Below are 20,189 nucleotides of genomic sequence, written 5' to 3'. Positions count from 1 at the left end.
GGATTGATGGCTAAAGGTGTTATCGTATTGGCCGCCGGGGGAACGGGCGGCCATCTTTTTCCGGCGGAAGCGCTGGCGCATGAATTGAAGTCACGCGGCTGGGATGTGCATCTGGCGACCGATGCCCGGGCGCAGCGTTTTGCAGGCGCTTTCGATGAAAGCCATGTGCATGTGATCCGTTCCGCGACCATTGCGGGCCGCAATCCGATTGCGCTGCTCAAAACATTCTGGTCGCTGTGGCAGGGCAATCTCGATTCACGCAAATTGTTCCGCCGCTTGAAGCCGCAGCTTGTCGCTGGTTTCGGCGGTTACCCGACCTTGCCGCCGCTTTATGCGGCCAGCAATATGCATATTCCGACGCTGGTGCATGAACAGAACGCCGTGATGGGCCGCGCCAACAAAGGCCTTGCGGGGCGCGTCAAGGCGATTGCAGGCGGGTTTCTGCCGGAAACGGGTGGAACTTTTGCTGATAAAACCGTGACGACCGGCAATCCGGTACGTCCGCCTGTGTTGGCGGCAGCCGCCACGCCTTACAAGCAAGCCAAGCCGGACGAGCGGTTTCGTCTTTTGGTTTTCGGCGGCAGTCAGGGTGCGCAGTTCTTCTCAAACGCGATACCGGCTGCGGTTGCTCTTCTGCCCGAGAAGGAACGCGCGCGACTTCTGATCACCCAGCAGGCGCGCAAGGAAGACGAAGCTTCCGTGCGCGAGGCCTACAAGAAGCTTGGCATTCCAGCCGATGTGGCCCCGTTCTTCAACGATATGCCGGCACGCATGGCGGATGCGCATTTCGTGATTTCGCGCTCCGGCGCATCGACGGTTTCGGAAATAACGGTGATCGGTCGTCCGGCCATTCTGGTGCCATTCCCCCATGCGCTTGATCACGATCAGGCGGCCAATGCCGAAGCACTTAGCCGTGCAGGCGGCGGAGAGGTCGTGCGACAGGCTGAGCTTTCGCCCGAACGCCTCGCGCAAATCCTGCAATCGGCGATGAATGAGCCGGAAAGGCTCGAAAATCAGGCAAAAGCTGCAAAAAGCGTCGGCAAGCCGGATGCTGCGCGGTTGCTTGCCGATCTGGCAGAGGCTATTGCAACTGGCAAATCAGTTCACGAATTCAAAGAAGGAACTCGGCCATGAAAATGCCGCTGAACATCGGGCTCGTTCATTTCATCGGAATTGGCGGCATCGGCATGAGTGGCATCGCCGAGGTGCTGCATAATCTTGGATACAAGGTCCAAGGCTCGGACCAGTCGGACAGCGCCAATGTGCAGCGTCTGCGCGAGAAGGGCATCGAGGTTTTCGTCGGCCATAAGGCTGAAAATCTCGGCGACGCGGAAGTCATCGTCGTTTCGACCGCAATCAAGAAGACCAACCCGGAATTGGCTGCCGCGCGCGAAAAGCTGCTGCCCATCGTGCGCCGCGCTGAAATGCTGGCCGAACTGATGCGCTTCCGCCGCGCTGTTGCCATTGGCGGCACGCATGGCAAGACGACCACCACTTCCATGGTGGCAGCGCTTCTGGATGCAGGGCATCTCGATCCGACCGTTATCAATGGCGGTATCATCAATGCCTATGGCACCAATGCCCGCATGGGCGACGGCGACTGGATGGTGGTGGAAGCCGACGAAAGCGACGGCACCTTCCTCAAGCTGCCCGCCGATATCGCGGTTGTGACCAATATCGACCCGGAACATCTCGACCATTACGGCAATTTCGACAATGTGCGCGCCGCTTTCGCGCAGTTCGTCGAGAATGTGCCGTTCTACGGTTTTGGCGTCATGTGCCTCGATCATCCGGAAGTGCAGGCGCTTGTGGGCCGCATCGAGGATCGCCGCATCATCACCTATGGCCAGAACCCGCAGGCGGAAGTGCGTTTTGTCAATCAGCGCATGGAAGGTGCGGCGAACCTGTTTGACGTGGTCATCCGTTCGCGCAAGGGCGAGGCCGTCGAGATCAAGGATCTGCGCCTGCCGATGCCGGGCCTGCACAATGTTTCCAACGCCACGGCGGCGATCGCAGTCGCACATGAACTGGGCATTTCCGCTGACGATATCCGTCGCGGCCTTGGTTCATTCGGTGGCGTGAAGCGCCGCTTCACCCATACGGGTTCGTGGAACGGCGTCGAGATTTTCGACGATTATGGCCATCACCCAGTGGAAATCCGCGCGGTGCTGAAAGCCGCACGCGACGCAACAACTCAGGCAGGTGGTCGCGTGATCGCCATTGTGCAGCCACACCGCTACACCCGCCTGCACAGCCTGTTCGACGAATTTGCCGCATGCTTCAACGATGCCGACACGGTCATCGTCACGCCGGTCTATACGGCGGGCGAAGACCCTATCGAAGGCGTGAACTCCGAAACGCTTGTCAGCCGCATCAAGACGGCGGGCCATCGCGATGCGCGCTACGCCAGCGGGCCGGAAGCTCTGGCCCCGCTCGTTGCCTCCATCGCGCAGCCGGGCGACTTTGTCGTCTGCCTCGGCGCGGGCAATATCACGCAATGGGCCTATGCGTTGCCCAAGGAACTCGCCGAACAGGGTAAGAAGTAATGGACTATCACCCGATGGAAAGCGGCGAGGCGCTTCTGAAGAAGCTTGACGGCAAGCTGTCGGGCCTGCGCGGGCGTCTGACGCCCGATACGGGCATGGACAAGATCACCTGGTTTCGTGCCGGTGGACCGGCACAGGTTCTGTTCCAGCCCGCCGACGAGGAAGACCTGTCGAATTTCCTGAAGGCAGTGCCGGAAGAAATACCGATCCTCGTGGTTGGTATCGGTTCCAATCTGCTCGTGCGTGACGGGGGCGTTCCCGGCTTTGTCGTCAGGCTTTCCGCAAAGGGGTTTGGCGAGGTCGAGCACGTTTCCGAAACGCAGCTCAGGGCAGGCACAGCGACACCAGACAAGCGCGTAGCTGCGGCAGCGCTTGAGGCAGGCCTTACGGGCTTCCATTTCTACCACGGCATTCCTGGTGGCATCGGCGGGGCGTTACGCATGAATGCGGGCGCCAATGGTGTGGAAACGCGCGAGCGCGTTGTGGAAGTTCGCGCACTCGACCGTAAGGGCGAACTGCATGTGCTTTCGAATGCCGATATGGGCTATGCCTATCGCCATTCTTCGGTATCGCCGGAGCTGATCTTCACCTCGGCGCTGTTCGAGGGCGCTCCGGGTGACCGCGAGGATATCCAGCGCGCCATGGACGAGGTGCAGCACCACCGTGAGACGGTGCAGCCTGTGCGCGAAAAAACTGGCGGCTCAACTTTCAAGAATCCTGAAGGCACGTCTGCCTGGAAGGAAATCGACAAGGCGGGCTGCCGTGGATTGCGTATCGGCGGTGCCCAGATGTCGGAGATGCACTGCAATTTCATGATCAATACCGGCACTGCGACCGGGCATGATCTGGAGACTTTGGGCGAGACAGTTCGCGCAAAAGTTTTTGAGTCGTCAGGGATTCGCCTCCACTGGGAGATCAAGCGTCTCGGTTTGTTCCGCGACGGCGAGCGCGTAGAAGAGTTTCTCGGCAAAGTTTAATAAAAAAATTGCCCGGATTTTCTGCCTGAAATTCCGGGCTTTTTTGCCTTCGCAAGCGACGCGTAAGGTTCGTCCCTTTTGATAGGGTCTTGTCACGGAATCAATCCTCTGATTCTTTATGGTTAACCACACAGTGATTTGATTCGGCAGGATTTTCCTGCCGTGGACGTCTGCGGCCCGCGCCGCTGGGCTACTCGGACTCTGTTCTTGATTCACCGCGCAGGGGATTGCGCAGAGGGGATGCTTAACATGACGGGAAAACACGTCGCCGTTTTGATGGGTGGGTTCTCCTCCGAGCGTCCTGTCAGCCTGTCGTCCGGCGCGGCCTGTTCGGCGACCCTGGAAGAGCGCGGCTACCGTGTGACCCGCATCGATGTGGATCGCAATGTCGCCAGTGTTCTCGCCGAGCTGAAGCCTGATGTCGCCTTCAATGCGCTGCACGGCCCATTCGGTGAGGATGGCGCCATTCAGGGCATCCTCGAATATCTCCAGATTCCCTACACCCATTCCGGCGTTCTCGCTTCCGCGCTCGCCATGGATAAGGATCGCGCCAAGAAGGTTGCTGCGGCGGCTGGCGTGGCCGTCGCGCCGTCGCGTCTGATGAACCGTTTCGATGTCGGTTCCGAACATCCGATGGAGCCGCCTTATGTGGTCAAGCCGGTGCGTGAAGGTTCAAGCTTTGGCGTTGTGATCGTCAAGGAAGACCAGACCCATCCGCCGCAAATCATCGGCTCTGCGGACTGGAAATATGGCGACGAAGTTCTGGTTGAAAGCTACATCGCTGGCCGCGAATTGACCTGCGCCGTGATGGGCGACCGCGCCATGGATGTCTGCGAGATCGTTCCGGTCGGTCATCAGTTCTACGATTATGATTCAAAATATGTTGCAGGCGCATCAACTCACGTGTGCCCGGCAAAAATTTTACCAAATATTTACCAAAAAATACAAACAATGGCCCTTACGGCGCATCGGGCAATCGGGTGTCGGGGCGTAAGCCGGTCGGACTTCCGTTTCGATGATCGTTTTTCAGAAGAAGGCGAAGTTATCTGGTTGGAAGTTAACACCCAGCCGGGGATGACGCCCACCTCGCTCGTGCCTGATATCGCCAAAGCGGCTGGTATCTCTTTCGGTGAATTGTTGAGTTGGATGGTGGAGGACGCGTCTTGTTTGCGTTGAACGGCAGAAATGATGGATATAGGCGCTCGGGCGCGATGCGAGACGCATCGGCGATGAATGTCGCATTCGTCCTGCCGCGCTTTCTGCGCAAGCCGTTTCGCTTCGCTGCCCGTCTGTTTCAGGGCAATGTCAGCATTCCACGTCATGCCGGAACCATTGGCATGCTGGGCTTCCTCGGCGCCACCGGCATTTACGGCATGGTTGTTGGCGGTCACTCGCAGGATGTGGTGAAGGCTACGGCCTCGACGCTCGGTTTCGCCATCGAGGATGTCAAGGTCGTCGGCAATCACGAGACCTCCGATATCGATATTCTTGGGCAGCTTAACCTTGATGGCGAAACTTCGCTGGTCGGCCTGAACGCTGAAGAAGCGCGCGCCGCCATCGCACAGCTGCCATGGGTGCAGAGCGCCGAAGTGCGCAAGGTTTATCCGGGTACGGTTCAGGTTGCGTTGCATGAACGTCAGGCCTTCGCCATCTGGCAGAACGACAAGGAATTGTCGCTGATCGATGCCGAAGGCGACACCATCGTGCCTTTCCGCGCCGGGCGTTACAACACGCTGCCGCTTGTGGTTGGCGACGGCGCTGAAAAGGTCGTTAAGGGCTTTGTCGACGAGGTCGCAAACTATCCGGCGCTGGCTGGCAAGGTTCGCGCTTATATCCGCGTCGCTGACCGTCGCTGGGACCTTCTTCTGGACAATGGCGTGCGCATCATGCTCCCGGCGGAAGATCCGCTGAAAGCGCTCGCACAAATCCAGAAACTCGATGAGGAAAAGCAACTTCTCACCCGCGATATCATGGCGGTCGATCTTCGTCTGGATGATCGTGTGACCGTTCAGCTGACGGCAAGCGGTATGGAACAGCGCCAGAAGTTCCTGGCGGAGCGTAAGAAAGAATTGGCCCGCACGGGGAAGCGCGTATGAGTATTCTGGGCGGTAAGGGATCATCTCAAGGCGGAACTGCAGGGCGCAAAGTGCGCCTGCTCACGGTTCTGGATGTTGGCTCAAGCAAGGTGTCCTGCGTCATCGCAAGGTTGCGTCCGCATGAAGGCGGCGCGCTTCTGCCAGGCCGCACGCACCGCATGGAAGTGCTGGGTATCGGTCATCAGCGTTCGCGTGGCGTGAAATCCGGCGTGATCATCGATCTCGATGCCGCCGAACAATCCATCCGTCTCGCCGTCGATGCCGCAGAGCGCATGGCCGGTCTGACCGTCGATAGCCTGATCGTGAATATTTCGGCCGGTCGCCTCAAGAGCGAAACCTTCACCGCGAGCGTGAATCTCGGCGGTCATGAAGTCGAACAGACCGATATTCGCCGCGTTCTCGCAGCCGGCGCGAAACAGGCTCTGGCCGCTGAACGTCACCTCGTTCACTCGCTGCCGATCGGCTACACGCTCGATGGCGAGCGCGGCGTTCGCGACCCGCAGGGCATGCTGGGCGACAGCCTCGGCGTTGACATGCATGTGCTGACGGCTGATGCCGCTCCGCTGCGCAATCTCGAGCTTTGCATCAATCGCTGCCATCTGTCGGTCGAGGCCATTGTTGCGACGCCTTATGCAAGCGGTCTGTCTGCTCTGGTCGGCGATGAAGCCGAAATGGGTGCGGCCTGCATCGACATGGGTGGCGGCACCACGACGATCTCTGTCTTCTCCGAAGGCAAATTCATTCACGCCGATGCAGTTGCCATCGGCGGCAATCACGTCACGATGGATGTGGCGCGCGGTTTCTCCACTCGCATGGAAGACGCCGAACGCCTGAAGGTCATGTATGGCTCGGCGCTGCCAAGCGCTGCCGACGACCGCGATCTCATCTCCGTCTCGCCAATTGGCGACGACGAGCGTGATGTACCCAATCAGTATCCGCGGTCGGTTTTGACGCGGATTATCCGCGCAAGAGTGGAAGAAACGCTGGAACTGGTTCGCGACAGGCTGAACCAGTCGGGTCTCGGACACATTGTCGGCAAGCGTGTGGTTTTGACCGGCGGCGCAAGCCAATTGCCGGGCATGCCGGAGGCCGCCAGACGAATCCTTGCAAGAAATGTACGAATCGGGCGTCCTCTAGGAATAGCGGGATTGCCTGAGGCGGCTAAGGGGGCAGCTTTTGCCGCGACCGTCGGACTTCTGATCTACCCGCAGGTGGCCGGGATAGAAGAGCGGTCGGTAAAAGCAGCTTCCTCCGGTCTTATGACCGGTACGGGTGGGCGCATTCAACGTGTCAGCCAATGGCTGAGGGAGAGTTTCTGAGTAACCGATCTTTGAGTGAACAGTCGAATTTTCCGGGACGTGACCATCTGGGTAACAACCAATCAGCACCGCAGCGGCGAAAAGCGGTGACGGGCTTTAAGAGGAACAAGGACCAATGACTATCAATCTGCAAAAGCCGGACATCACCGAGCTGAAGCCCCGCATCACCGTTTTCGGTGTCGGCGGTGGCGGCGGCAATGCAGTCAACAACATGATCAATGCCGGTCTTCGCGGTGTGGATTTTGTTGTGGCCAACACCGACGCGCAGGCTTTGACCATGTCGAAGTCCGACCGCATCATCCAGCTCGGCGCTGCCGTGACGGAAGGTCTCGGCGCAGGTTCCCAGCCCGAAGTCGGTCGTGCCGCTGCTGAAGAATGCATCGACGAAATCGTCGATCACCTCAATGGCACGCATATGTGCTTCGTCACCGCAGGCATGGGGGGCGGCACCGGCACCGGCGCAGCTCCAGTTGTTGCCCGCGCAGCACGTGAACGCGGTATCCTGACCGTCGGCGTCGTGACCAAGCCTTTCCATTTCGAAGGTGCGCGCCGCATGAAGACGGCCGATCTCGGCATCGAAGAACTGCAGAAGAACGTCGATACGCTTATCGTCATTCCGAACCAGAACCTCTTCCGCATTGCCAATGACAAGACCACCTTCGCCGACGCTTTCGCGATGGCCGATCAGGTGCTCTATTCGGGTGTTGCCTGCATCACCGATCTGATGGTCAAGGAAGGCCTCATCAACCTCGACTTTGCTGACGTTCGCTCGGTCATGCGCGAAATGGGCAAGGCGATGATGGGCACCGGCGAAGCTTCCGGCGAAGGCCGCGCAATGGCTGCCGCCGAAGCTGCCATCGCCAACCCGCTGCTCGACGAAACCTCGATGCGTGGCGCCAAGGGCCTGCTGATTTCGATCACCGGCGGTCGCGACATGACCCTGTTCGAAGTCGACGAAGCTGCAACGCGTATCCGTGAAGAAGTTGATCCGGAAGCAAACATCATCCTCGGCGCAACCTTCGACGAAGGTCTCGAAGGCGTCATTCGTGTATCCGTGGTTGCTACCGGCATCGACAAGCAGATCGGAGATGCGGCGCCTGCGCCGCTGGAATTTCGCCAGCCAGTAAAGCAGCCGACCTCGCAGGCCAAGCCTATGGCTCCGCATGGCGCTCTGCGTCCTCCGGTCGTTGAACAGCCGCGTCAGGCTGACCCGATTGCGCAGGCAATCCAGTCTGCCGAAGTCGATATGCCGATTGCAGCTGCGCCAGCCGCACCTGCTGCATCCGCAGAGCCTGATTTCCGTCCGCAGAGCCGCATTTTCCAGGCACCTGCACCGGAAGCCTTCGAACGCGCACCGGTTGCTCGCGCACCGATGCCTCAGGCTCACGCTGCTCAGGCCGCTCAGCCGCAGGCTTACCAGCAGCCGCAGCAGATGCATGCAGAACCGGCCCGCGAACCGCGCCCGGCTCCACGTATGCCAGCCGTTTCGGATTTCCCGCCGGTTGCACAGGCTGAAATCGCCGCCCGTCGCGCTCCGCAGCAGCCACAGCCTGCTCAGGAAGAGCCACGCGGCCCGATGAGCCTTCTCAAGCGCCTGACCCACGGTCTGTCGCGTCGTGAAGAAGAGCAGCCTGCAGCCCGTCTGGAGCCTGCGCAGCATCGCGAACCCGGCATGCGTCCGGCTGAACGCCGCCCGATGCAGCAGGACGGCTCGATCTACGCACCGCGTCGTGGCCAGCTCGATGATCAGGGCCGCCCGCAGCCGCGTGCAGCTTCGGAAGACGACCAGCTCGAAATCCCGGCCTTCCTGCGCCGTCAGTCGAACTGATCGAACACCGACATAAAATTTCAGAAAGCCCGCCTGTCTCAGGTGGGCTTTTTGTATTTTGCGGGAAATGCTGGAATAAAACGGCTTTTATGGTAATAGAGCGTAAGAAAGCGTGATTTTGTCCGAACGTTCCGGCTCACTATTTTATATGTGGTCGGTTGTTTTGGGGCTCACACGGGTTGTGATTCTTTTTGTCTTCCCTGCCGCTAATTTTGCCATATCTAACAGATTAATCCGTTTGAGGATTAGATGTGCGATTGCGGGAGCAGGGTACGCCAGCGAGCAAGTGCGGCCTGTTTACGCCTGCGCGTATATTCTTGATTATGAATAGATTGGAACAGTCTTGAGCGCTTATCAGAAGACAATTGGTCGTGCGGTGACCCTCTCCGGTGTGGGTGTCCATGGTGGCGCTCCGGCTTCGGCCACGTTTCTTCCTGCCGATGCGGATACGGGTATTGTCTTCCAGCGCTCGGACCTGAAAACCAGCGCGCGCGAAATCCGTGCCCATGTTTCGGAAATCGGCGCGACTGACCTGTGCACCTCGCTTGGACCGAAAGAAGCGAAGATCGATACGGTCGAGCATCTGATGGCCGCTATTGCAGCGCTTGGCATCGACAATCTGATTGTCGAGGTTGATGGCCCGGAAGTGCCTATTCTTGATGGCACCTCGGCGCGCTTCATCGAAGCGCTCGATGAGGCGGGCATTGTCACGCAGCAGGCCAAGCGCCGTTTCATCCGTATTCTCAAGACGGTTCGTGTGGAAGCCGGTGGCTCCTGGGGCGAGTTCCGCCCGTTCTCCGGCACGCGGTTTGAAGTGGAGATCGATTTCGAATGCCCGCTGATCGGTCGTCAGAAATTTGCCAATGACATGGACGAGGCGGTGTTCCGCAAGGAAATTTCCACTGCACGCACCTTTGGCTTCATGAAGGATGTGGAGCGTCTTTGGGCCTCCGGTCATGCGCTGGGCTCATCGCTCGACAATTCTCTGGTCATCGGCGACGACAATTCGGTCATCAATCCGGGTGGTCTGCGCTTCAAGGACGAGTTCGTACGTCACAAGACGCTGGATGCGGTGGGTGATCTGGCGCTCGCCGGTCTGCCGTTTATCGGCTGCTTCCGGTCCTATCGCAGCGGTCATCGCCTGAATGCAGAGACGGTGAAGGCGCTTCTCGCCGACAAGAGCGCTTTCGATATCGTTGAGGCATCCGGCGTGCGTCGCAATGCGAAGAGCTCGGATTTCGTTGCGGTGAAGCCGAATATCGCGGCACCCTGGGCGCTTTAAACCTCTCGCAGCATCGTCCACAATAATTTGGATGATCCCGGCGCACGGCCTTAATTGAGCCGTGTTCACCGGTTCACCATTGCGATGCGAGTCGCCTTCCGTTTTGCGGCGGGTCGATCAGGGGACCAATCTTCACGGTTCACAGGATGCGAAGGAGCCGTCCGGACAGTGTTTCGGCCAAAATCTGGCGATTGTAGAGCTAGACGATTGCGCCTGCATGTGGTTTATGGACGGCCAAAACAGCCTTGGCATTGTTTAATCTTTGCCAAAGTTGAATGATTTGGATGGATGAAGCACGGTTGCAATGCTACAAGCGCGCACGTTGCTTCAAACAGGAATGACGCTGCCAGAAGGCCGGAGACCGCATGACGAGTTTCAAATTCACGGGTGTGACGAAAACTGCGCTGTTGACTGGCGCTATCGCCGTTCTTATCCCGCTCGCCGGTTGTGCCAGCAAGGACGACGATATCGATCTCACCAAGTATGTTGAGACGATCGATCCTGCCGACAAGCTCTATAATGAAGGTCTGGCCAATCTGGATGCAGGCCGTCTCGACGAAGCCTCCAAGAAGTTCGCTGCCATCGACCGCCAGCATCCCTATACGGAATGGGCACGCAAGGCGCTCGTGATGGCTGCCTTCACCAATTACCGCAAGGGTAACTACGAAGAAGCGATCAGCATGGCGAAGCGTTACAACACGCTTTACCCGACATCGCCCGAATCGGCTTACGCTTATTACATCATCGGTCTTTCCTACTTCCGTCAGATTCCGGACGTGACACGCGATCAGGCTGCCAGCCGCCGCGCCATCGCCGCGATGCAGGAAGTGGTCGATCGCTTCCCGGATTCGGAATATACCGACGATGCGAAGGCCAAGATCCGCTTCGCCCGCGATCAGCTCGCCGGCAAGGAAATGCAGGTCGGCCGCTATTATCTGGAACGCAAGGAATATCTGGCCGCCATCAAGCGATTCCGCGGCGTGGTCGAGGAATATTCCAACACCCGTCAGGTGGAAGAAGCGCTGGCGCGTCTGGTCGAAGCCTATTATGCGCTCGGCCTGACCTCGGAAGCCCAGATGGCCGCTTCCGTCCTCGGCAAGAATTTTCCGGACAGCCAGTGGTACAAGGACAGCTACAAGCTCTTGCAGAGCGGTGGTCTGGAACCACGCGAAAACGGTGGCTCATGGCTGGCCAAGGCTTCGTCGCTCATCACGGGCGGCGGTTCATAACAGTTTGAGCCCGACATGCTGTCGCACCTCTCGATCCGCGATATTGTCCTGATTGAAAGGCTCGACATCGAGTTCAAGACCGGCTTGTCCGTGCTGACGGGCGAGACCGGCGCCGGTAAATCCATCCTGCTTGATTCGCTGTCGCTGGCGCTCGGTGCGCGTGGCGACGCTTCACTGGTTCGCCACGGGGCGGATCAGGGGCAGGTGACGGCGGTATTCGATGTGCCGGGCGGTCATCCGGCCCGACTTTTCCTTCGCGAAAATGGTTTTGACGATGACGGCGACGTCATCCTGCGTCGCCTCCAGATGGGCGATGGGCGCACGCGCGTCTTCATCAACGATCAGGCGGCAAGCGTTGCACTGTTGCGCGATCTGGGTCGCAGGCTGGTGGAAATCCACGGCCAGCATGATGACCGTGCGCTGATCGATACCGATCTGCACCGGACATTGCTGGATGCTTTCGGCGGTCTCGACGCCGAGGCGGTCGTGGTGCGCGAACGGCACAAGGCGTGGCGCGATGCGGAAACCGCCTTGTCGCGTCATCGCGCTCGCGTGGAAGCAGCCGAGCGCGAAGGTGACTATCTGCGCTCTTCCGTCGAAGAATTGACCAAGCTTGATCCGCAGCCCGGCGAGGAAGACGAACTCGCCGAACGTCGCGCGGTGATGATGAAATCCGAAAAGATCGCCGGTGATGTGAACGAAGCGGGCGAGCTTCTGTCAGGCAATGGTTCGCCAGTGCCGACACTGGCAAGTCTGGTGCGCCGTCTGGAACGTAAAATCCCGGAAGCGCCGCATCTGCTGGAGCCGGTCTGCAAAGCCATCGATGAAGCACTGAACAGTCTGGCTCTAGCGCAGGACGGCATCGACCACGCCATGCGGGAGATCGATTTCGATCCGCGCGTGCTGGAACAGGTGGAAGAGCGCCTGTTCGCGCTGCGTGCGGCTGCGCGCAAATATTCGGTCGCTGTGGAAGGCTTGCCTGCGCTGCGCGACAAGATGGACGCCGATCTAGCCGAGTTGGACGCAGGCGCGGAAAAGCTGGTGCAACTTGAAGCGCAGGCGACCGAGACACGCGCTGCCTATGACGCGGCGGCGGCGGAATTGTCCGCCCGGCGCAAGGATACGGCGGAGCATCTGAAAACTGCCGTCATGGCGGAACTGCCCGCGCTCAAGCTGGAACGCGCCGAGTTCCTCGTGGAGATGATCACCGACCCGCAAGCGCGCGCTGCCGAAGGCATCGATACGGTGGAATACTGGGTGCGCACCAATCCGGGCACGCGCGCCGGTCCGATGATGAAGGTTGCTTCCGGCGGCGAGCTGTCGCGTTTTCTTCTGGCGCTGAAGGTGGCGCTGGCGGATCGCGGTTCCGCGCCGACGCTGGTTTTTGACGAAATCGATACGGGTGTGGGCGGTGCCGTGGCGGATGCCATCGGCCAACGTCTGGCGCGGCTGTCGTCGCGGGTGCAGGTGCTTTCGGTCACCCATGCACCGCAGGTGGCGGCCCGTGCATCGACGCATTTCCTGATTGCCAAATCTGCGACCCATGAAGACCGCATGTCGACATCGATCCGGTCCATCGGCGTGGATGAGCGTCAGGAAGAAATCGCCCGTATGCTCGCCGGTGCCAGCATCACCGATGAGGCGCGCGCGGCGGCGGAGCGACTGCTCGCGGAAAACAGCGCTCTGGCCTCCTGACAGCTATCTGGCAGTATCCTCTGTTCGTAAAGTCAGGCGGCTGTAGGCTAAATGACTTTTCTTGGATATGTTTCTGGTCGATTCAGATAGCCAGGATGCTTGTCGCATATGTCCGAAACTCCCGTTGAAAAACTGACCGACCTTGAAGCTGCTGCCGAACTGGAGCGACTGGCGCGTGAGATTGCTCATCACGATGAGCTTTATCATGCCAATGACAGGCCGGAGATTTCGGATGCCGATTATGACGCGCTAAAGCGGCGTAATGAGGCGATAGAAGCGCGTTTCCCGAAACTGGTGCGCGATGACAGCCCTTCGCGCCGTGTGGGCGCAGCGCCTCTGCTGGCGACTTTTGCACCTATCGTGCATTCGCGGCCCATGCTGTCGCTGGACAATGCCTTTTCGGACGAGGACGTGCGCGATTTCGTCGGCAGCGTCTATCGGTTTCTGGGGCAATTGCCGGACAATTCCATCGCCTTTACCGCCGAGCCGAAGATCGACGGGCTTTCCATGTCGATCCGCTATGAAAACGGTGTTCTGGTCAGCGGCGCAACGCGCGGCGACGGTACGACGGGCGAAAACGTGACCGCCAATATCCGCACCATCGGCGAGATCCCAAACCGGCTCCCGGCGGGCGCGCCATCGGTGGTGGAAGTGCGCGGGGAGGTCTATATGGCCAAGAGCGACTTTCTGGCGCTCAACGCCCAAATGGAAGCCGAAGGCAAGCAGACCTATGTGAACCCGCGCAACACGGCGGCTGGTTCGCTGCGCCAACTTGACGCCAAGGTGACGGCAAGCCGCAAGCTCCGCTTCTTCGCTTATGCCTGGGGCGAGATGTCCGATATGCCAGCCGATACGCAGCTTGGCATGGTCGAGGCTTTTCGCAGCTGGGGTTTCCCCGTCAATCCGCTGATGAAGCGCCTGTCGAGCGTCGATGAACTGATCGCCCATTACCGTGCCATTGGTCTGGAGCGCCCCAATCTCGACTACGATATCGATGGCGTGGTCTATAAGGTCAATCGGCTCGATCTTCAGACGCGGCTTGGTTTCCGCTCGCGCAGCCCGCGCTGGGCGATTGCGCATAAGTTCCCGGCGGAACAGGCGACCACCATTCTGCGCGGCATCGATATTCAGGTCGGGCGCACCGGTGCGATGACGCCAGTAGCGCGACTGGAGCCGATCACCGTCGGCGGCGTGGTGGTGACCAATGCCACGCTGCACAATGAGGATTACATCAAGGGCATCGGCCAGAAGGGCGAGCCGATCCGCGAAGGGCGCGACATTCGCATCGGCGATACGGTGATCGTGCAGCGCGCTGGCGATGTCATTCCGCAGATCGTCGATGTGGTGCTGGAAAAGCGGCCCGCCGGTGCGGTGCCATTTCCATTCCCGCACCAGTGCCCGGTCTGCGGCAGTCATGCCGTGCGCGAGGAAGGCGAGGCCGTCTATCGTTGCACGGGCGGGCTGACCTGCGCTGCGCAGGCCGTTGAGCGTATTCGCCATTTCGTGTCGCGCAATGCCTTCGACATTGAGGGTCTCGGCGAAAAGCAGGTCGAGTTCTTCTTCCATGCCGAAGATGAAAACCTGAAGATCAAATCGCCTGCCGATATTTTCACGCTGCAAAAGCGTCAGGCTGCATCGCCTCTGAAGAAGCTCGAAAACATCGAGGGTTTTGGAGCAACTTCGGTGAAGAAGCTCTATGACGCGATCAATGACCGCCGTGAAATTGCGCTGAGCCGCTTCCTGTTCGGCCTCGGTATCCGCCATGTCGGCGAAGTCAACGCTAAGCGTTTTGCACGCGCTTATCTTTCCTATGCCGCTTTTGAGAAAGCGGCTCTGGAAGCTCAGCCTCCCAAAGGTGGCGACCGCACCGACAAGGGTAATGATGCCTGGCAGGATATGCTGGCCGTCGAGGGCATCGGCTCCATCGTGGCGGAAGCGGTGGTGGATTTTTACGGTGAGCCGCATAATCGCGACGTGCTGGCCGCTCTTCTGGCGGAAGTGACCCCGCTTGACGAAGCGGCGCGTGTCGCCACCGGCTCGCCGGTGGAAGGCAAGACGGTGGTGTTTACCGGCAGTCTGGAACGCATGTCCCGCGACGAGGCCAAGGCCATGGCGGAGCGCTACGGCGCGAAGACCGCCGGTTCCGTCTCCAAGAAAACCGATCTTGTGGTGGCGGGTCCGGGTGCTGGCTCCAAGCTCGCAAAAGCCGCAGAGCTTGGCATCGAAGTCATCGATGAAGACGCCTGGTTCACGCTCGTCGGGGAGGGCTGATCGAATGGCACCGTTCAAGGGGTTTGGCGACAAGGCTATTCCATTTTTGAAGGCGCTCGATTTCCACCAGAACCGGGAATGGTTTGTGGAGAACAAGGATCTCTTTGAGGAACACCTGAAAGAGCCGCTTGGCGATCTGATTGAAGAACTGAGCGCACGCTTTGAAAAAGCGGGGCTTGGCTTCAAGGGCGACCGCGTCAAATCGCAGTTCCGCATCAAGCGCGATACGCGGTTTTCCAAGGACAAAGCGCCCTATAACCGGCACCTTTCGGCGCTGCTTTCACGCTCCGGTACCAAATGGGACGAAAGCGGCTGTTTTTATGTCTGCATCGGTCTGCCCGGCGTGCGCGATTGCTATGCCGGTGTTGCCTGGTGGGGGCCAAAACCGAAGCTTCTGCTGGCCATCCGCAAAGCGATTTCCGAGAAGCCCCAAGAATATCGCGCCGTGGTCGCAAAGCTGAAAAAGAACGGCTTGCAGATCAGCAGTAACGACCGCCTGAAACGGACGCCACGCGGCTTTGAAAGCGTGACGGAACCCGATCTCGTGGAGGCGATTCGCAATCGCCATTTCGCCGTGCGCATGGAGATCGATCCGGACAGCATCACTGAGGTAGCGCTTGCGGACCGGCTGGTTGACTTTGTCGAGCGCGCGCGGCCTCTGGTTGACTGGATCAGAAAGATTGAAGGCACCCTGCCGCCCGATCAGCCGGATTGATCGCCACATCAATTATCTGCATGAGTGGTGCCTAAATGTTGCGTCAGTCAGATAAACTGACCGCACCGTCTCTATTTGTATGATTTTTACCGGAAACGTATTCCAACACGTCATGGAATTGCCTAAGAGCCTGTTCCAAAAGTCGTCCTGTGTGGCTGCAAATGGCAATTTTCTACGTTCCGGTGCTCACGTACCTTAAGTACGCTCCGCTCCGGTACTCGAAAATCACCATTTTCGCACACACATGCCGCTTTTTGATTCAGGCTCTAATGGCTCCTTGGCTGAAGGAGGGGATTCCGTGGACCAGGGTTTCAGGCCTGCAAAGGTCTCTGCGAGCAGCGAGTTTATCGAAGGCGCGAAACGTGCAGTGCCGATTGTGCTGGCGGGTTCACCTTTCGGCGTGTTGTTCGGTGCGGTCGCTATCGATAATGGCCTGTCCGTCGGCGAAGCGGTGTTTATGAGCGCATCGCTCTATGCCGGCGCCAGCCAGATGGTTGGCCTCGACCTGTTCGGGCAGAATATCACACCATGGATGATTGTTCTCTCCATCTTCGCGGTCAATTTCCGCAATGTGCTCTATTCCGCGACAGTAGGGCGGCGCATCCGCCACTTTTCATTCTTGCAGAAGGCCGTCGCCTTCTTCGTGCTGGTCGACCCGCAATATGCGGAGGTGGAGATTCGCAGCGAAGCAGGCAAGAAGATCAGCTTCTCGTGGTATATGGGGCTGGGGCTGACGACCTATATTTGCTGGATTCTGGAAACATGGGTTGGCGCGATGTTCGGCGACCTGATTTCCGATCCTTACGCGATTGGCGTCGACTTCCTGCTGCCGATCTACTTCCTCGGCATGGTGATGAGTTTCCGGCATCGCAGGCATTGGTGGCAGGTGGTTGTCGTCAGCGCGATTTCTGCCATCGCCGCCTATAAATTCGTCGGTTCGCCCTGGCATGTAACGCTTGGGGCCGCCGGGGGCGTGTTGCTTGCCGCGCTTCTCGCTAAGCCGCAGAATGCGAAGGTTTGACGCCCATGGATACCACGACCTGGATCATCATTGCCGCAGCCTTCTTCACCTATCTGACCCGTATTGGCGGGCATCTGGTTTTGTCGCGTTTTGAGCGTTTGCATTATCGTGTGGAAGCGGCGCTGAATGCAGTGCCTGCGGCTGTGCTGACGGCGATTGTCGCCGCACCCGCATCCGATCATGGCTGGCGCGAACTGCTCGTGCTGGCCGTTTGCGTCATCCTGTCCTTGCGGGTCAGCATGATGACGATGTTCTTTGCTGGCGCAGCGCTATTGATTGCGCTACGCCATTTTTTCCCCATTTGAACTTATAGCGGGGCGGTGGCGGTCTCCAGCCACTTGCGTTCCGCATCCTTCAGATGGCCTGACAGCTTTGTACGCACGCGGGCGTGGTAATTGTTGAGCCAGTCCAGCTCTTCCTGCGTCAAAAGCGCCTTGTCGATCAAACGACGATCAATCGGGCAGAAAGTCAGCGTTTCGAAGCCCATCATCGGAATGTCACCGCCTTCCGGCAGTTCCGGCTCGGTGACGATGATAAGGTTCTCGATACGAATGCCGAACGAGCCCGGCTTGTAGTAGCCCGGTTCGTTGGAGAGGATCATACCCGGCAGAAGTTCCTGCGAACCCGTCTTGGCGATCCGCTGCGGTCCTTCATGCACCGAGAGATAAGCGCCGACGCCATGGCCGGTGCCATGGGCATAATCGAAGCCGTGCTTCCACAGCGCGATACGGGCAAGAACATCAATATCCTGCCCACGCGTGCCTGCCGGAAAGCGTGCTGTGCTGATCGCAATCACGCCTTTCAGAACGAGTGTGAAAGCCTTGATGGTTTCTGGCGCGATTTTGCCCACCGGAACCGTGCGGGTGATATCGGTGGTGCCGTCGCGATATTGTGCGCCGGAATCAACCAGATAGAGTTCACCATCCTGCAGAGTGCGGTTGGTATCGGTATTGACGCGATAATGGATCACCGCGCCATTGGGGCCAGCGCCCGAAATCGTGTCGAAGGACACGTCTTCCAGCGGCATCTGGAAGTCACGTCCAGCGCTGGCGCGTGATTCTTCCAGCTTTTGTGCTGCGCCGATTTCATCCAGCGTACCGGGCTTTTGCGCATCGACCCAGGACAGGAAATTGACCATCGCCACGCCGTCGCGCTCATGCGCGGCACGTGAACCGTCAAGCTCGGCTTTGTTCTTTACCGCCCGTGGAATGCGGGCAGGGTCTTTGCCTTCGATCACAATGCCGCCTGCGCCGGTGACAATCAGGCGCAGTTTTTCTGCCGCAAGTGCGGGGTCGAGCAGAATGGCTTCACCCTTTGCGGCGCGTGCGCTGAGATGGCCTTCCAGATTGCTGGGAGCCGACAGCTTGGCAAGCTGGGTGAGATAGGCACGGGGCTCAATGGCAAGCTTGGCTTCGTCGATGAATATTTCCGGTTCGCCCTTGGCCGGAATGATGGCGAAGCTCAAGGGCAGGGGCGTGTTGGAAACATCCTTGCCGCGGATGTTGAACACCCATGCGACCGACGAGGGATCGGTCAGAACGGTGGCCGTGGCGCCGCTGGCAGTGACCGCCTTCTGCATGTCCCTGATCTTGTCTGCGGCTTCATGACCCGCAAAACGTGCGGGCTGGATTGTCACGGCAGCGGTTGGCGCGGCGGGCTGATCGTCCCACACCGCATCGACCAGATTGGTTTCGACCGGAACCAGCGTGCCGCCCTGCTTTTCCAGCGCCTCGCGAAGCGCATGGGCTTCGGAAATGGTGTGGAGCCATGGATCGAAACCGATAGTCAGGCCCTTGCCGTTTTCGGCCAGCCAGACGGATGGCGGCGTGCTGACCAGACTTTCATAGGAAAAGATTTTCGAGTCGGTCTGCGCGCGCACCTGCAATTCGTAACGTCCGTCGATAAAGACATAGGCCGACTTCTTCAGGATCAGGGCCGCACCTGCCGAGCCGGTAAAGCCGGTCAGCCAGGCGAGGCGCTGAGCATGAGGCGGCACATATTCGCCCTGATGTTCGTCGGCGCGAGGCACCAGAAAACCATCGAGGCTGAGGGCCGCCATTTTCTCGCGCAGCTTCGCCACGCGGGGCGCGCCATTGGCCGGATTGGTGGTGACGTCAAAGGACTGAAAAGCCATGGGTCTAACTCACAACAGATGGAAGATAACCGTTCTTGCGTCCCGTCTCCGGGATCACATTATTTCAGATGGATCGCCACCCAGCCTTCGCGATGCAGCGTCTTTTGATGCGTCAGGCCCTGCGCCTGATAGGCGGCGAGCACTGCATCATGCTGGCTCTCCAGAATGCCGGAGAGGACAATCGAACCGCTCTGAGCCAGATGCTGTTTCAGCGAGGGCGCAAGTTCGATCAGCGGATTGGCGAGAATATTCGCGACGATCAGATCGAAAGGCGTATAGGAGCGGAAGATCGAATGGTCGAAACCTTCTGCCGTCGCCGTGATGACATGCTCGGCAACGCCATTTTTGGCGGCGTTTTCTGCCGCGACGGTGACAGCAATCGGGTCGATGTCGGTGGCAAGGACCGGGATCGGCGCGAGCTTTGCAATGGCGATGGCCAGCACGGCGCTGCCGGTTCCAAGATCGAGCGCATTGGTTGGATGTTCGTTCTCAACGACTTCCTCGATCAGTTCGAGGCAGCCAGCGGTGGTGCCATGATGGCCCGTGCCGAAGGCCAGACCCGCATCGATCTCAATCGGAATGTCGTTCGGTTCTATTTTGTCACGGTCATGCGAGCCATGGACGAAGAAACGCCCGGCGCGAACCGGCTTCAGACCTTCCAGCGAATGGGTGACCCAATCAATATCCGGCAGTTCCTCGGTTTCGAACTTGTCGGCGCCGACAAGCTCATCCACACGGGCCGCGACCTCTTCAGCGCCGTCCTCGACATAGACCGAAACTTCGAAAATCTGCCGGTCTTCATCAATTTCGGTGATGGCGATGGGAAAGCCGTCATCCTCGAAAGCCTGCTCGAGAATATTGTAAACGCGCTCGGCTTCCGCCTTGTTCGCCGAAAAGAAAAGTCGTGACTGGGCCATGAGGTAAAAAGCTCTCTAAAAGTTCAAGAGCTTCTGTTTAGCTGTCAGAGCGCCGCGCGTCCATCCGAACACATAAATGGCGCTTCGAATCTTTGGGATTTACGTGCCCGCCAAAGGGCGGTTGCCAAAGAAAGCAGGGGGCGGCTTTGAACTAGTGGA

At 59.0% G+C, this 20,189-nt stretch carries 16 protein-coding genes; 14 read left to right on the top strand and 2 right to left on the bottom strand.

Annotation, left to right across the window (positions count from 1 at the left end; translation table 11 throughout):
* Positions 1 to 6 precede the first annotated feature (6 nt).
* The 14 genes from murG to D8666_RS04195 all read left to right on the top strand — a co-directional run bounded on the left by murG (position 7) and on the right by D8666_RS04195 (position 17,284).
* The gene (gene murG / locus D8666_RS04260) at positions 7 to 1,134 is read left to right on the top strand and encodes an undecaprenyldiphospho-muramoylpentapeptide beta-N-acetylglucosaminyltransferase (RefSeq protein WP_121536402.1); all 1,128 of its coding nucleotides are present in this window, start codon (positions 7 to 9) and stop codon (positions 1,132 to 1,134) included.
* Entirely contained in the window at positions 1,131 to 2,546 is a 1,416-nt protein-coding gene (gene murC / locus D8666_RS04255; RefSeq protein ID WP_121536400.1) for a UDP-N-acetylmuramate--L-alanine ligase, read from the top strand. Before murG ends, murC begins: the two co-directional genes overlap by 4 nt.
* Positions 2,547 to 2,560: 14 nt before the next feature.
* Positions 2,561 to 3,523 (top strand): UDP-N-acetylmuramate dehydrogenase, encoded by a 963-nt coding sequence (gene murB / locus D8666_RS04250; RefSeq protein WP_121536622.1) that lies wholly within the window; start codon positions 2,561 to 2,563, stop codon positions 3,521 to 3,523.
* Positions 3,524 to 3,772: 249 nt separating this feature from the next.
* Complete coding sequence (locus D8666_RS04245) at positions 3,773 to 4,699, top strand: D-alanine--D-alanine ligase (protein ID WP_121536398.1); 927 nt, start codon at positions 3,773 to 3,775, stop codon at positions 4,697 to 4,699.
* Positions 4,687 to 5,619 carry a cell division protein FtsQ/DivIB gene (locus D8666_RS04240; protein ID WP_109369409.1) on the top strand — a complete coding sequence of 311 codons (933 nt, stop codon included), beginning with the start codon at positions 4,687 to 4,689 and terminating at the stop codon, positions 5,617 to 5,619. Before D8666_RS04245 ends, D8666_RS04240 begins: the two co-directional genes overlap by 13 nt.
* On the top strand, positions 5,616 to 6,938 hold the full coding sequence (ftsA, locus tag D8666_RS04235; RefSeq protein ID WP_109369408.1) for a cell division protein FtsA: 1,323 nt from the start codon (positions 5,616 to 5,618) through the stop codon (positions 6,936 to 6,938). The genes D8666_RS04240 and ftsA overlap by 4 nt, the downstream gene beginning before the upstream one ends.
* A gap of 115 nt (positions 6,939 to 7,053) precedes the next feature.
* Positions 7,054 to 8,766 carry a cell division protein FtsZ gene (gene ftsZ, locus D8666_RS04230; RefSeq protein WP_109369407.1) on the top strand — a complete coding sequence of 571 codons (1,713 nt, stop codon included), beginning with the start codon at positions 7,054 to 7,056 and terminating at the stop codon, positions 8,764 to 8,766.
* 343 nt (positions 8,767 to 9,109) lie between these two features.
* Positions 9,110 to 10,048 carry a UDP-3-O-acyl-N-acetylglucosamine deacetylase gene (gene lpxC, locus D8666_RS04225; protein ID WP_121536396.1) on the top strand — a complete coding sequence of 313 codons (939 nt, stop codon included), beginning with the start codon at positions 9,110 to 9,112 and terminating at the stop codon, positions 10,046 to 10,048.
* A 365-nt stretch (positions 10,049 to 10,413) separates the two neighbouring features.
* Positions 10,414 to 11,277, top strand: a complete 864-nt coding sequence (locus D8666_RS04220; RefSeq protein WP_109369405.1) for an outer membrane protein assembly factor BamD — start codon at positions 10,414 to 10,416, stop codon at positions 11,275 to 11,277.
* 15 nt (positions 11,278 to 11,292) lie between these two features.
* Positions 11,293 to 12,972, top strand: a complete 1,680-nt coding sequence (gene recN / locus D8666_RS04215) for a DNA repair protein RecN (protein ID WP_121536394.1) — start codon at positions 11,293 to 11,295, stop codon at positions 12,970 to 12,972.
* A 108-nt stretch (positions 12,973 to 13,080) separates the two neighbouring features.
* Positions 13,081 to 15,243 carry an NAD-dependent DNA ligase LigA gene (ligA, locus tag D8666_RS04210; RefSeq protein ID WP_121536392.1) on the top strand — a complete coding sequence of 721 codons (2,163 nt, stop codon included), beginning with the start codon at positions 13,081 to 13,083 and terminating at the stop codon, positions 15,241 to 15,243.
* 4 nt (positions 15,244 to 15,247) lie between these two features.
* A complete protein-coding gene (locus D8666_RS04205) occupies positions 15,248 to 15,958 on the top strand; it encodes a DUF2461 domain-containing protein (RefSeq protein ID WP_121536390.1) in 711 nt (236 codons plus the stop codon).
* A 298-nt stretch (positions 15,959 to 16,256) separates the two neighbouring features.
* On the top strand, positions 16,257 to 16,979 hold the full coding sequence (locus D8666_RS04200; RefSeq protein WP_121536388.1) for an AzlC family ABC transporter permease: 723 nt from the start codon (positions 16,257 to 16,259) through the stop codon (positions 16,977 to 16,979).
* Positions 16,980 to 16,984: 5 nt separating this feature from the next.
* Complete coding sequence (locus D8666_RS04195) at positions 16,985 to 17,284, top strand: AzlD family protein (protein ID WP_121536386.1); 300 nt, start codon at positions 16,985 to 16,987, stop codon at positions 17,282 to 17,284.
* 2 nt (positions 17,285 to 17,286) lie between these two features.
* Here D8666_RS04195 and D8666_RS04190 read toward each other — a convergent pair whose 3' ends face one another.
* Complete coding sequence (locus tag D8666_RS04190) at positions 17,287 to 19,113, bottom strand: aminopeptidase P family protein (protein ID WP_121536384.1); 1,827 nt, start codon at positions 19,111 to 19,113, stop codon at positions 17,287 to 17,289.
* Between the two features lie 59 nt (positions 19,114 to 19,172).
* Complete coding sequence (locus D8666_RS04185; protein ID WP_121536382.1) at positions 19,173 to 20,030, bottom strand: 50S ribosomal protein L11 methyltransferase; 858 nt, start codon at positions 20,028 to 20,030, stop codon at positions 19,173 to 19,175.
* Positions 20,031 to 20,189: the final 159 nt, after the last annotated feature.

The sequence above is a fragment of the Ochrobactrum soli genome, assembly GCF_003664555.1.
Lineage (GTDB): Bacteria > Pseudomonadota > Alphaproteobacteria > Rhizobiales > Rhizobiaceae > Brucella > Brucella teleogrylli.
This window is presented reverse-complemented; position numbering and strand designations above follow the sequence as displayed.